Here is a 12,971-nt window from a genome sequence, read left to right on the forward strand (position 1 = left end):
CCTCCTGATGGTACGGCCCGCGCGGCCGTGATTGGTCTTGCCGATCGGGTGGGAATCGCGGCAGGCTGGTGGGCCATGTACTTCCAGCACTCCACCGCCATGTGGTCGGCCCACCCCGATCTGGCCGCCGGCGTGGTCCGCGCGGACGGCGTCACCGCCACGGCAGAGGTCGGCGAGCAGGTGGCCAGGTTCAGCGCGGTCGCGGCCGAACGGCTGGCCGGCCGTACCGAGTCCGACCTGCCGGAGATCCAGGCCTGGCGGCGGACGTTCGCCGCGATGGGCCTCAAGCCCACCCAGTACCGGTGCGCGTCGGAGGCGTTGCTGCGGCGCTTCAGGAAAGAGGGCGAACTCCCGCGCATCCACCCGCTGATCGACCTGTGCAACGCGATCTCGCTGGCCTTCGCGGTGCCGGTGGCCGCGATCGACCTCGCGCGGGTGACCGGCGACCTGACCGTGCGGCCCGCCGCCGGAGACGAGATCTACGAGACGTTCTCCCGTGAGGTGGAGAACCCGGAGCCCGGCGAGGTGGTCTTCGCCGACTCCGCCGGGCGGGCGCACGCGCGGCGCTGGACGAACCGGCAGAGCGGGTACTCGGCGGTGCGGGCCGGGACGTCGTCGGTGCTGATCGTGGCGGAGGCGCTGCACGCCACGGCGGCCACGGACGTCACCAAGCTCGCCCAGACGGTGTCCGACGAACTGACGGCCATCTGGCACACCACCCCCATCTCGGCCACTCTCACCGCGACCACCCCCCGCTTCCCCCTCACCTGAACCCCGCCACCTGCTCCGGGCCACCGCCTCGGGCCGCCGTCTTGGGTTGCCGCCGGCGCGTGGTGGCGGGGGAGCGGGCTAGGAGGGGAGGCGGCCGTGGAAGCGGGGGGTGCCCGTGGCGTGGAGGTCGGTTTCGATGCGGGCCGCCGTCGCGAGCAGGGAAGGCAGGAGGTCGCGGCGGGCCGACTCCGGGGTGGTACGGCTGGCGTGCGTGGAGACGTTGACCGCGGCCACCACCTGGCCGGTCGCGTCGCGGATGGGGGCGGCCAGCGACCGCAGGCCCTCCTCCAGCTCCTGGTCCACCATGGCCCACCCCTGCGCGCGTACCCGATCGAGCTCGGCGCGCAGCTGGATCGGCGAGGTGAGCGTGCGTGAGGTGTGACGCCGCAGCTTCGCCCGGGTGAAGTAGGCGTCGAGTTCGGCGGGGGGCAGCCAGGCCAGCAGGACCCGGCCCATCGAGGTGACGTGCGCGGGGAAGCGGGTGCCGATGTTGATGGTCACCCGCATGATCCGCGAGGTGGCGACCCTGGCCACGTAGACGACGTCCTCCTGGTCGAGCACCGCCACGGACGCGGATTCGTGCACCTCGGCCACCAGCCGTTCCAGGTGCGGCTGCGCGACTTCGGGCAGCGACATGCTCGACAGGTACGCGTACCCCAGCTCCAGGACCCTCGGCGTGAGCGTGAAGAACCGCCCGTCGGTCCGCACGTAGCCCAGGTCGGCCAGCGTCAGCAGGAACCTGCGGGCCGCCGCCCGGGTCAGTCCGGTGGCCCTGGCCACCTCGGCGAGTGTCAGCGCGGGATGTTCGGAGTCGAACGCGCGGATCACCGACAGGCCTCTGGCCAGCGACTGTACGTGTTCCGGCGCCCGGTTTTCGGAAGTGTCCCTACTTACCATGAAGTAACTATAGAACGTGTTCGCCATCCGTACATTCGTATGGACTGCGAACATCTATCCATTGACGTGACCCCGATCACCGCCTAACGTCACGGAAACGCACACTGTGCGAACGACTGTGCGGCATACGAACATCGAGGCGATGATGCAGACGGTCCGAGACGCCACCTTTGACGTGCTTCGGCGCTATGCCATGACCACCCTTTTCGCCAACCCGGGTTCCAGCGAGGTGTCCCTGCTCACCGGGCTGCCCGACGACCTGACGTTCGTTCTCGCGTTGCACGAGGGCTCCGTGGTGGGGATGGCGACCGGCCACGCCATCGCCACCGACCGCCCGGCGCTGGCGATCGTGCACACGACCGCCGGGCTCGGCAACGCCGTCGGCGCCCTGGCCACCGCGCGCGTCAACCGCGCGCCGCTGGTCGTGATCGCCGGCCAGCAGGACCGCCGCCACCTGGCGCTGGAGCCGTTCCTGACCGGCCGGCTCGACGGCCTCGCCGGCGACTACCCCGTGTGGCGGGCGCAGCCCGCGCGGGCCCAGGACGTGCCGGGAGCGGTGGCCCGCGCGTGGCACGAGGCGCAGACCGCCCGCGGACCCGCCCTGGTGGTGGTGCCCATGGATGACTGGCTCAGCGTCATGCCGCCGGACCAGGTGGTCGCCGCTCCCCATACGCTGCTGCGGCCCAGCGCGACCGCCCTCGACGCCGCCATCGAACTGGCCGCGCTCCTGAACGAGTCCGCCTCCCCGGTGATCGTCGCCGGCGCCGGCGCCGACCACCCGCGTACCTGGGCCGCCCTGGTCGCCCTGGCCGAACGGCTGGGCTGCCCGGTCTGGCAGGAGTCGTTCGGCGCCAGAGCCGGTTTCCCCCAGCACCACCCGCAGTACGCCGGAGTCCTGCCTTCCGGCCGGGCCCAGCAGCGCACGATCCTGTCGGGCCACGACTTCGTGCTCGCGGTCGGCGCCCCCGTCTTCCGCCACAACCCCTACCAGCCGGGCCACCTCGTCACCCCCGGCACCCGGATCGCCGTGGTCACCGACGACCCGTCCGAGGCCCACCGCGCCCCCGCCGACCTGGCCATCCTCGCCTCGCCCGCCACCGTCTGCGAACACCTGCCCACCCACCTCCACCCCCGCCCCGCCCCGCCCCGGGCGCTCACGAACCCGGCCACCCCGAACCACCAGGCCGAGCAGGAACCCGGCGAACCGCGCGACACCGCGTTCGCGTCGCCCGAGCCCGTGGACCCGCGATGGGACACCGGTGGGCGGCCCGCACCAAGCGCGGGCGGCATCGGGCCCGTGCAGAGCGCGGGCGACGGCGGGCGCGTGCTGAGCGGGGGCCGGTGGGCGACGGACGAGCCGGCGGAAGGTACATGGGAGCCGCGCTGGGTGGTGCCCGCCCAGCAGGGCCGCGCCGACGCGCACGGCCTGGTCGACCCCGGCGTGGGCGAGCCGCTGCGGGCCGCGCACGTCCTGGCGGCCCTGGCGGTACGGCTGGCGCCCGAGACGATCGTGGTCGAGGAGACCCCGTCGTCCAGGCCGGAGCTCCACCGCCTGCTCCCGGCCAGGCGCCCCCTGGGTTTCGTGTCGGCGGCCATGGGCGGCCTGGGCTTCGCGCTGCCCGCCGCGGTCGGGCTGCGCATGGCGCTGCCCGACCGCCCGGTGGTGGCGGTGGTCGGCGACGGGTCGGCCATCTACGGCATCCAGGCCCTCTGGAGCGCCGCCCGCTACCGGGTGGGCGCCCTGTTCGTGGTGCTGGCCAACGGCAGGTACGCGGTCATGGACCAACTCGCCGAGGCGGCGGACGCGGGCAAGCCCCCGTGGCCTGCCTTCGAGGAGGTCAGCCTGAGCGGCCTGGCCACCGCGTTCGGTTGCCCGGCCCGCCGCATCACCGGCCACGACGAACTGCTGGACGTCCTCGACGGCGTCATCCCCAGCCTGCTGGACCGCACCCAGCCTCTCCTCCTCGACATCGCCATAGCCCCCTGACGCCGACCACCCCCCTCAAGGCCACAACAGCAGGAGGCCCACCCCCATGACCCTGCTCGACCCGTCCACCTGGACGGGACGCCTGTTCGGCGGCACCTGGACGCAGGCCGCCGCCACCGCTCCCGTCACCGAGCCCGCCACCGGCGTCCGTCTCGGCACCATCGGCCTGGCCACGCCGGACGACGTCACGGCCGCCGCCCGGCGCGGCCGGGCCGTACAGCCGGAATGGGCCCGCACGAACTTCGAGGAACGCGCGGCCGTGCTGCGCCGCGCGGGCCTGGCCTTCGAGCAGCACGCGGCCGAACTCCACGAGTGGATCATGCGTGAGTCCGGCTCCATCCGCGGCAAGGCGGGCTTCGAGACCCACATCGCCGCCCAGGAGTGCCACGAGGCCGCCGCGCTGGCCTCCCGGCCGATCGGCGAGATCCTGCCCACGGCCAAACGGCGGCTCAGCCTGGCCAGGCGGGTGCCGTCGGGTGTGATCGGGGTGATCGCGCCGTTCAACGCCCCGCTCATCCTGGCCATCCGCTCCGTCGCGCCCGCCCTGGCCCTGGGCAACGCGGTCGTGCTCAAGCCGGACCCGCGCACCGCCGTGTGCGGCGGCGTCTCGATCGCCCGCGTCTTCGAGGACGCGGGCCTGCCCGAGGGACTGCTGCACGTGCTGCCCGGCGGCCCCGACGTGGGGCAGGCCCTGGTCGCCGACCCGGACGTCAGGGTGATCTCCTTCACCGGCTCCACGGCCGCCGGCAGAAAGGTGGGCGAGGCCGCGGCCCGCCATCTCAAGCGGGCGCACCTGGAGCTCGGCGGCAACTCCGCGCTGATCGTGCTGGACGACGCCGACCTCGACCGGGCCGTCTCCGCCGGTGCCTGGGGCTCCTACTTCCACCAAGGTCAGATCTGCATGACCGCGGGCCGCCACCTCGTCCACGCGTCCGTCGCCGCCGAGTACGTCGGGAAGCTGGCCGCCAAAGCCGCCGCACTGCCGGTCGGCGACCCCTTCACCCAGGACGTGGCGCTCGGCCCGCTCATCGACGCCGGCCAGCGCGACAAGGTCCACGCGCTCGTCGGCGCCGGCGGCGAGGTGGTCACCGGCGGCACCTACGACGGCCTGTTCTACCGCCCGACCGTGCTGACCGGCCTCACCCCCGACAGCCCCGCCTATGCCCAGGAGGTCTTCGGCCCGGTGGCGCCCGTGCTCACCTTCCGCGACGAGGACGAGGCCGTGGCGCTGGCCACCGGCAGCGAGTACGGGCTGTCGCTGTCCATCCTCACCCGCGACGCCATGCGTGGCCTCGACCTGGCCGAGCGCATCCCGACCGGGATCGCGCACGTCAACGACCAGACCGTGGACGACGAGGCGGTCGCCCCGTTCGGCGGCGTGGCCCACTCGGGCACCGGCTCCCGCTTCGGGGGCGCCGCCGCCAACGTCGAGGCGTTCACCGAGACGCGCTGGATCACCGTCCAGGGCCCGATCGAGACCTACCCGTTCTAGGGAGACGGCGTGAAGCGTGTCTTCGGTGTGGACGAGTTCGGCGTCGTCGTGGTGCTCGTCGTGCTCGTGGTGGCCATCGGACTGTTCCACCCCGCCTTCCTCGACCGCGCGCAGCTCATCGACGTGGTACGGCAGGCCTCCTTCATCGGCGTGCTGGCCTGCGGCATGACGTACCTGCTCGCCATGCGCGAGCTGGACCTCTCGGTCGGATCCACCTACGCGCTCAGCCTCATCGCGGGCAGCATGATGATGCGCGCGGGCGTGAACCCGTGGCTGGCCGCGGCGGCCGGCGTGGCCGTGGGCGCCGTGCTCGGCCTGGTCAACGGGGCGCTGTGCAACACGCTCGGCATCCCGTCGATCATCGCCACGCTGGGCACCCTGTCGGTCTTCCGCGGCCTGGCCCTGGCGCTGAGCGAGGGCCGCCAGGTGGCCGGGCTGCCGCGCGAGGACGCCTTCTTCACGGTGGTCGGCGGCGACCTGCTGGGCCTGCCCACCTCGATCTGGGTGCTGGCGGCGGTGGCGATAGCGCTGACCGTGGTCTTCAAGGCCACGCCGTTCGGCTACCGGGTGCGGGCGATCGGCTCGAACCCCGACGCCGCGCGCTTCTCCGGCATCTCGATCCCGCGCGTCCGCCTCCAGGTGCTGGTGCTGTCCGGCGCGCTGGCCGGGGTGGCGGGCGTGCTCACGCTGGGCTTCTTCGCCTCCGGCCAGCCGACCATCGGCCAGGGCTACGAGCTGCAGGCCATCGCCGCCGCGATCATCGGCGGCACCCCGCTGCGCGGCGGTTCCGGCACGGTCTGGGGCTCCGTCCTCGGCACCGTGATCCTCGGGACGGTCGCCAGCGGACTCGTGTACTTCGGCGTCCCCATCAACTGGAGCCTGTTCGCCACAGGCATCGTCATCCTCCTCGCCGTCGCGCTCGACGCCCTGTTGCGCCGCCGCGGCTCCGCCAGCTCTAGGGAGTCCCTGTGAGGAACTCTGTGAAACGCGCCCTGATCGCCGCCGTCCTCGTCCTGACCGCCGCCTGTTCCGGCGGCGGCCCCACCTCCTCCGGCGCCCCGAAGATCGGGTTCTCGCTGGCCACCACCGACGCCGACTTCGCGCAGGAGATGGCGGCCGGCGGGCAGTTCGCCGCCGACGCGGTCGGCGGCGTCGACCTGCAGATCAGCGCCCCCAACTCGGTGGACCCGCCGGCCCAGGTCAAGCTCTTCGGCGACCTCGGCCGCACCGCGCCCGACGGCATCGCGATCGAGGACCTGGCGCCGGAGTTGTTCGTACGGCCGCTGGCCGACCTGGCGGCGCGGAAGATCCGGCTGGTCGGCGTGGACACCGTGCCCGCCCCCGGCAGCAACGTCGGCCTCTACGTCGGCAACGACAACCGGGGCGCGGGCAAGCAGCTCGCGCTCGAAGCCATCAAGCTCCTGCCGCCGGACGCCACCGGCGACGTGGTGCTCGGCACGCCGAACCCCGGTGTGCCGGTGCTGGACGAGCGGGCCAACGGCATGAAGGAGGCCTTCGCCGAGAAGCTGCCCGGTGTGAAGGTGCTCGGCCCCTTCGAGACCAAGAACGACCCGGCCGCCAACTTCGAGATCTGGAACGGGCTGGTCAAGGCCCATCCGAAGGCGCTGGCCTTCCTCGGCACCGGGGACCAGGACGCGTACAACCTGGCCAAGGCCAAGCAGACCGCCGGGGGCTCGTACCTGGTGGCCGCCTTCGACCTCGACCCCAAGACGCTGGCCGCGGTCAAGGACGGCACCAGCTTCGCCGCCATGTCCCCCGAGCACTACTTCAAGGGCTATGTCGCGATCCGCATGCTGGCCGAGGCCGCCAAGGCGGGCAAGGCGCTGCCCGAGGGCTGGGCCGACCCCGGTCACCTGCTCGTCACCAAGGCCAACGTCGACGAGATCACCGCCAGACAGGCCTCCGACCAGGCCAAACGGGCGTGGCTGAAGAGCCGGGCCGATGAGTTCTTCAGCGGTATCCAGGGCAGGCTGAGGCCGCTGAGCGAGGCGAAGTAGCCCATGTACCTCGCGTCGGGCATCGGCAAGCGCTTCGGTGGCGTGCGCGCCCTCGACGGCGCCCGCATCGAGCTGCGCCCCGGCAGCGTCCACGCCCTCCTCGGCGAGAACGGCGCCGGCAAGTCCACGCTGGTCAAGATCTTGGCCGGCGCCCTCCCGCCCGACGAGGGCGAGCTCCTGCTGAACGGCGCGCCCGTGCGCTTCTCCACCACCCGCGACGCGGTACGGCGGGGCGTCGCCGTCGTCTCCCAGGAGCCCAGCCTCTTCCCCGACATGGACGTGCTGGCCAACCTGTTCCCCGCCTGCGACCTGCGCCGCGGCGGCCTCCTGCTGGACAGGAAGGCCATGGCGCGCAAGGCAGGACCGGTCCTGGACGAGCTGGAGCTCACCCGCCCGCCCACCACCAGGGTGGGTGAGCTCACCCTCGCGGAACGCCAGCTCGTCGAGATCGCGCGGGCGCTGCTGGAGGACCCCGCGGTGCTCATCCTCGACGAGCCCACCTCGGCGCTCCAGGCCGACGCCGCCGCCCGGTTGCTGCGCATCCTCGCCGCGCTGCGCTCGAGGCAGGTCGCCGTCGCCTACGTTTCGCACGTGCTGGAAGAGGTGGTGCAACTGTGCGACGAGGTCACGGTCCTGCGCGACGGCCGCAACGCGCTGAGCGCCGTCCCGATGGCCGAGCTGACGCTTGAGAAGATCGTGCGCGCCATGGTCGGCGAGCGCCCCACGGTCCCCGCCGCCCGTGCCACCCGCCCCGCCGGCCCCGGTACGGCCGGCCTCCGCCTGCGCGGCGTCCACGTGCCCGGCCACCTCGACGGCGTCGACCTGGAGGCGCGGCAGGGCGAGATCGTCGGCCTGGCCGGCATCGCGGGCGCCGGCCAGACGGCCGTCCTTGAGGTCGTCTGCGGCCTGCGCGCCCCCTCGGCCGGCACGCTCGCCTACCCCGGAGGCGGCCCACGCCCGCGCGGCCTGCGCCAGGCCATCAAGGCGGGCGTCGCCGTGGTGCCCAGCGACCGCAAGCGCCTCGGCCTCATGCTGGACAAACCCCTCTGGGAGAACATCGCCCAGGTGCGGACCGTCGCGCTGGGCCGTACCGGGACCTGGGTGCGCGCGAAGGACCTGCGCGAGCGCGCGGTCGCGGCCACCGCGCGGCTGCGGATCCGGGCGAGCGGCCCCGGCCAGCTCGCCGGCCGGCTGTCCGGCGGCAACCAGCAGAAGGTCGTCTTCGCCAAGTGGCTGGAGGCCGCGCCCGGCGTCGTCCTGCTCGACGACCCCACACGCGGCGTCGACGTCGCGGCGAAAGCCGAAATGCACGCCATCGTGCGGGAACTGGCCGCGGAGGGCCGGGTCGTGCTGCTCACCTCCACCGACCCGGCCGAGCTGGCCGAGGTCTGCGACCGGGTCCTTGTCTTCCGCAAAGGCCGCGTCGCCGCCGAACTGGCCGGCGAGCGGCTGACCGACCACGAGATCCTCCACCTCGCCCATGGAGCCAACAGTGAGTGATCGTCTCGCCGGACGTACCGCGGTGGTGACCGGCTCGGCCGGCGGGCTCGGCCGGGAGTTCGCCGCCGCCCTGGCCGCCGCCGGGGCGCGGGTGGCCGGGTTCGACGTCGCCGCCCAGAGCGCGACCGCCCGGCGGATCGGCGCCGCGTTCCTACCCGTCACCGTCGACGTGACCGAACCCTCGCAGGTCACGCGGGCCATGGCGCTGGTCGCCGCCGAGGCGGGCGGGCCGCACATCGTGGTCAACAACGCCGGGGTCTACCCGCCCATCCCGTTCGAGAAGACGACGCTCGACGACCTGCGGCGGATCCTGCGGGTCAACGTCGAAGGGCCGTTCACGGTGACGCAGGCGGCGCTGCCGTACCTGCGCGAGGCCGGGTGGGGGCGCGTCGTCAGCATCGCCTCCGGCGCCGTCTTCGTCGGCCCGCCCGACCTCGTCGCCTACACCGCCTCCAAGGCCGCGCTCATCGGCATGACCCGCTCGCTCGCCACCCTGCTCGGACCCGAGAACATCACCGCCAACGTCATCGCCCCCGGCCTGACCAGGACCGAGACCGCCGCGCGCAGCACCGGGGCGGACGGCGGGTTCGAGCGCGTGGCGGCCATGCAGCGGGTGCCGCGGGTGGCGGAACCGGACGATCTGGTGTCGACGCTGCTGTACGTGTGCGATCCGGCCAGCGGGTTCCTCACCGGGCAGACACTCAACGTCGACGGAGGGGCGGCCTTCCTGTGAACGTCTTCGACCGGCTCGTGCCGGGATCGGCTGACATCGGGGTCACCGAGTACGCCGCCAGGACCGACCCGCCCGGCCTCGCCGCCGCCCTTGCCACGCTGGGCCGTGCCGACCTCGCGGGCCAGGTGGGCAGCCCCGCCTTCGACCTGGTGCGGGCGGTCGCGATCGAGGCCTACTACGGGGACTACACCGCCCCCGGGCATACCGGGCCCACCGGGCATGAGGCGATCGGGTTCCAGCCGCCGCAGGGGGCTCGGCTGCGTAAGGACTGGGACTTCCTCGACGAGCGGCGGGAGCCGTACCGGGGAGACGACACGGCGGACGTGGTCGTCGTCGGGTCAGGCGCGGGCGGCGGGCTGATCGCGGCCGAGCTCGGCCGCGCCGGGCTGGACGTGCTGGTGCTGGAGGCCGGTGAGCTGCGCGGCGCGGCCGACCACACCCGCTTCGAGCTGCGCGCCAACCACCGGCTGTGGTGGCCGGCGCGGTTCGCCGACGTCGAGGGCGAGCGCCCGCTCACCCTCCTGTCCGGGCGCTGTGTCGGCGGCACCACCGTGATCAACACCAAGGTCGCGCTGCGGGCGCCCGCGAGCGAGCTCCCGTTCGACCTGACGCCCTACTACGAGCGGGTGGAGGCCGCACTCGGCGTGCGGGTCCGCGCCGACTGGCCGCCCAGCGTCCACCGGGTACGGCCCGGCTTCCGGGCACTCGGCACCGACCTGACCCCGGTCGAGTCCTACACCGACTACAACTGCAGCCGATGCGGCTCCTGCCTGCAGGGCTGCCCGACCAACGCCGGCCGCAACACCCTCAACACGTGGCTCGCCCCCGCCCTGGCCCGCGGCGAGATCCGCCTGGCCACCGGCGCCGAGGTCGACCGGGTGCTCATCGAGAACGGCAAGGTCACCGGCGTCGTTCACACGGGCGGCGTGGCCCGCGCGCCCGTCGTCGTCCTGGCTGCCGGGGCACTCAACACACCGCAGATCCTCCGGCGCAGCCCCGGCTTCCCCGACCTGCCCGGCACGCTCGGCCTGCACCCCGCCCGGCTCGTCTACGGCCTGTTCGACGAGCCGCAGGACTGCCACATGGTCTACCCGATCACCGCGCACTGCCTCGACTACCAGGAGGACTTCGTCGTCGAGGGCACCACCATCCAGGACCCGGTGGCCTTCGCCATGAGCCTGGTGGACGCCTCCGGCCTGCCTCTGTGGGGCGACGCTCTGACCGAGACCCTGCGTACGTACCGCCACTGGGCCGGGCTGCTCGTCATGGCCAACGACCTCAACACCGCCACGGCCGAGCCCGGCGACATCTTCCGCAAACGCTTCGCCCCCGTGGAACGCCGCCGCCTGGCCGACGGCCTCGCCTTCGCGGTCGAGGTACTGGCCGCCGCCGGGGCCAGGCGCGTGGTGTGGACCGGCCTGACCACCTCGCACGTCCAGGGCAGCGTCCCCATGGGCGGCGCCGTCGACCTCGACGGCGCCGCGATCGGCGTCTCCGGCCTGTACGTCGGCGACGCCTCCCTGATCCCCGTCTCCCTGTCGGTCAACCCGTCGCTCACCGTCATGGCCCTGGCCACCAGAGTCGCCGACGCCATCCGCTCCGCCCGATAATCAGCACATGACGCCCACTCCGACGCTGCCGATCGTCATCGCGGTCATCGCGATCGTCCTGGCCTTCCTGGTCACCTCGCCGCTGCTGATCGCCAGCCTGTGCGTGCTCGGTCTGATCTGCCTGGCCTGGTGGTTCATCCTCGACCGCCGCAACCGCCGAGGCTAACCGCGCGACCTCGTCCGGCGGGCCAGCCCCGCTCCGGCCCCGGCCAGCATGACCAGGCCCGCGAGCACCACGATCCGCCCATCCGGCCCGGCCTCACCACCACCACCCGTCTCCGCTCCACCGACAGGCGTTCTCACCTCGTCCACCGGCTCGTTGGACCGCACGGTCTCGGCGTCGTCCACGGGCTCGCCGGGCTGCTCGGTCTCGTCGGGCTGCTCGGTCTCGGCGTCCGTGGGGGTCGTCCCCCCTTCCACGGTGAGCGGGTACACCGGGCGGTTGTCAGGAGCCTTGCACCTGATCACGGGGCTGGTGTTCGTGGTGCCGAAATTCATGGCGCCCGGGCGGACCAAGCCGCTGCCCTCCTGGCTGGGGGTCGTCTTGAGCTCGACGACGCTCTCGGGTAATGGGATGGGCTCCCCGGCGGCGATCTCGGGCAGCGTCGCCACCCCGGTGGCGGAGGTCAGTTTGTCGATCTTGCTGATGCCCGCGTAGACGTACAGCTTGAGCCCGGCTATGGGTGCGATCAGCTCGCCGCCCCCGGCGTACGAGCCACGCCACCCGATCGTCATCTGCTCGCCCACCTTCGCGGTGGGGGGCACGGTCAGGTCCACGTTCACCCGGATCTCCTGGGTCTGCGCGGTGGCGGTCGTGGTGCACGTGTACGTCATCACGCCGGCGCTCTCACCGCCCATCGGGAGGACGCCGGAGGAGGCGGCGAGCAGGACGACGGCGGGGACGAGCAGGTGGACGCGCATGGTGGCCCCCTCGGGGTGGGTGGGACGCAAGAGAGGACGGGGGAGAGGGGGGTTCGGTTGGCATGGGGAGAAAACCCGTGGTCGGGTGGGCCGGGGCGCTGATAGCGTCGCGATGTCCGTGAAGGTGAATCAACCGGGCCGCCGAGCCCCAGGAAGCAGTGATGTATGCCCCGGTCCGCGCCGAGCGCGCCTACCGTGTCTCGGGCCGTCACGCTGTCCCGGGGCTGCCGCATCGCATGCTGAGCTAGGCGGCTCGGCGCTTCCTTGCTGTCGTTCCACGTGGTTTCTCGGCAAGGAGCACCTCCAACGTGTCCGAATACTTTTCCTGTCCGGGGTGCGGGGTCACCTCGGACGACCGGCGTCATCACTGTCCCGAATGCCTGACGGCCGTACACGAGACCGACGGTGCGCGCATGGCGCCCATCGCGGTCGCCGTGCCGTCCGAAGGCGACTGGGTGGTCGTGCACCGGTGCGAGTCGTGTGGTCATCTCGTCTCCTCGCCCGCGCGCGGCGACGACAACGTCCTCATCCTCATGCGGATGGCCGTACGCCCGCTGGCGTCGCCGCCGTTCCCGTTCGAGCTGTTCGGGAGGCTGTGATGCGCGGGCGGGTCAGGAGGCCGCAGCGGCGTAAGGAGCCGCGGGCGGCGACCTTCCGGTGCGCCTCGTGCCGGATGGACGTGTCCATGCACGCGCCGGGCACCGCGCACCGCAACCACTGCCCGTCCTGCCTCGGCAGTCTTCACCTCGACCGGCGGGTGCCGGGCGACCGTGCGGCCGGGTGCGGCGGGCGGATGGAGGCGCTGGGCGTGACCGTACGCGACGACGGCGAGTGGCTGCTGATCCACGAATGCCGCCGGTGCGGCGTGCTCAGCGCCAACCGGATCGCCGGCGACGACAACGCGCTGGCTCTCATGCGGCTGGCCATGCGGCCGCTGTCGGGGAGCCGGCTGAGCATCTGAGCGGACCGCTACGCCCGGGGCGGAACCGCTTCCTCACCCCACGCGCGCCTCCCTACAGTCGATCGTGAAGGGAGGCGCGAC

At 73.0% G+C, this 12,971-nt stretch carries 13 protein-coding genes; 11 read left to right on the forward strand and 2 right to left on the reverse strand.

The window, feature by feature from the left end:
- The first annotated feature begins 48 nt into the window (after positions 1 to 48).
- Positions 49 to 771 (forward strand): B3/4 domain-containing protein, encoded by a 723-nt coding sequence (locus ACIBI5_RS20560; RefSeq protein WP_397248921.1) that lies wholly within the window; start codon positions 49 to 51, stop codon positions 769 to 771.
- A 78-nt stretch (positions 772 to 849) separates the two neighbouring features.
- On the opposite strand, the gene ACIBI5_RS20565 is transcribed toward ACIBI5_RS20560, so the two are convergent.
- A complete protein-coding gene (locus ACIBI5_RS20565; protein WP_397248923.1) occupies positions 850 to 1,668 on the reverse strand; it encodes an IclR family transcriptional regulator in 819 nt (272 codons plus the stop codon).
- A gap of 142 nt (positions 1,669 to 1,810) precedes the next feature.
- Between ACIBI5_RS20565 and ACIBI5_RS20570 the strand changes: the two genes are divergently transcribed.
- The 8 genes from ACIBI5_RS20570 to ACIBI5_RS20605 are packed head-to-tail and all read left to right on the forward strand — an operon-like array spanning position 1,811 to position 11,174.
- The gene (locus tag ACIBI5_RS20570) at positions 1,811 to 3,655 is read left to right on the forward strand and encodes a thiamine pyrophosphate-dependent enzyme (protein WP_397248925.1); all 1,845 of its coding nucleotides are present in this window, start codon (positions 1,811 to 1,813) and stop codon (positions 3,653 to 3,655) included.
- A 46-nt stretch (positions 3,656 to 3,701) separates the two neighbouring features.
- On the forward strand, positions 3,702 to 5,147 hold the full coding sequence (locus ACIBI5_RS20575; protein WP_397248927.1) for a benzaldehyde dehydrogenase: 1,446 nt from the start codon (positions 3,702 to 3,704) through the stop codon (positions 5,145 to 5,147).
- 9 nt (positions 5,148 to 5,156) lie between these two features.
- Positions 5,157 to 6,119 carry an ABC transporter permease gene (locus ACIBI5_RS20580; protein WP_397248929.1) on the forward strand — a complete coding sequence of 321 codons (963 nt, stop codon included), beginning with the start codon at positions 5,157 to 5,159 and terminating at the stop codon, positions 6,117 to 6,119.
- Complete coding sequence (locus tag ACIBI5_RS20585; RefSeq protein WP_397248931.1) at positions 6,116 to 7,165, forward strand: sugar ABC transporter substrate-binding protein; 1,050 nt, start codon at positions 6,116 to 6,118, stop codon at positions 7,163 to 7,165. Before ACIBI5_RS20580 ends, ACIBI5_RS20585 begins: the two co-directional genes overlap by 4 nt.
- Positions 7,166 to 7,168: 3 nt before the next feature.
- Positions 7,169 to 8,665 (forward strand): sugar ABC transporter ATP-binding protein, encoded by a 1,497-nt coding sequence (locus ACIBI5_RS20590; RefSeq protein ID WP_397248933.1) that lies wholly within the window; start codon positions 7,169 to 7,171, stop codon positions 8,663 to 8,665.
- Positions 8,658 to 9,398 (forward strand): SDR family NAD(P)-dependent oxidoreductase, encoded by a 741-nt coding sequence (locus tag ACIBI5_RS20595; protein ID WP_397248935.1) that lies wholly within the window; start codon positions 8,658 to 8,660, stop codon positions 9,396 to 9,398. Before ACIBI5_RS20590 ends, ACIBI5_RS20595 begins: the two co-directional genes overlap by 8 nt.
- Positions 9,395 to 11,008: a GMC family oxidoreductase N-terminal domain-containing protein gene (locus ACIBI5_RS20600; protein WP_397248937.1), complete on the forward strand. Its 1,614-nt coding sequence runs from the start codon at positions 9,395 to 9,397 to the stop codon at positions 11,006 to 11,008. Before ACIBI5_RS20595 ends, ACIBI5_RS20600 begins: the two co-directional genes overlap by 4 nt.
- A 7-nt stretch (positions 11,009 to 11,015) precedes the next feature.
- Positions 11,016 to 11,174 (forward strand): hypothetical protein, encoded by a 159-nt coding sequence (locus tag ACIBI5_RS20605; RefSeq protein ID WP_184973862.1) that lies wholly within the window; start codon positions 11,016 to 11,018, stop codon positions 11,172 to 11,174.
- Here ACIBI5_RS20605 and ACIBI5_RS20610 read toward each other — a convergent pair.
- Positions 11,171 to 11,929 carry a hypothetical protein gene (locus ACIBI5_RS20610; protein WP_397248939.1) on the reverse strand — a complete coding sequence of 253 codons (759 nt, stop codon included), beginning with the start codon at positions 11,927 to 11,929 and terminating at the stop codon, positions 11,171 to 11,173. The genes ACIBI5_RS20605 and ACIBI5_RS20610 overlap by 4 nt on opposite strands.
- Positions 11,930 to 12,237: 308 nt before the next feature.
- Between ACIBI5_RS20610 and ACIBI5_RS20615 the strand changes: the two genes are divergently transcribed.
- Both ACIBI5_RS20615 and ACIBI5_RS20620 read left to right on the forward strand, forming a co-directional pair.
- A complete protein-coding gene (locus ACIBI5_RS20615; RefSeq protein ID WP_397248941.1) occupies positions 12,238 to 12,528 on the forward strand; it encodes an RNHCP domain-containing protein in 291 nt (96 codons plus the stop codon).
- Entirely contained in the window at positions 12,528 to 12,890 is a 363-nt protein-coding gene (locus ACIBI5_RS20620; protein ID WP_397248943.1) for an RNHCP domain-containing protein, read from the forward strand. The genes ACIBI5_RS20615 and ACIBI5_RS20620 overlap by 1 nt, the downstream gene beginning before the upstream one ends.
- Positions 12,891 to 12,971 lie beyond the last annotated feature (81 nt).

The organism is Nonomuraea sp. NPDC050540 (genome assembly GCF_044457485.1).
Taxonomy (GTDB): Bacteria; Actinomycetota; Actinomycetes; order Streptosporangiales; family Streptosporangiaceae; genus Nonomuraea.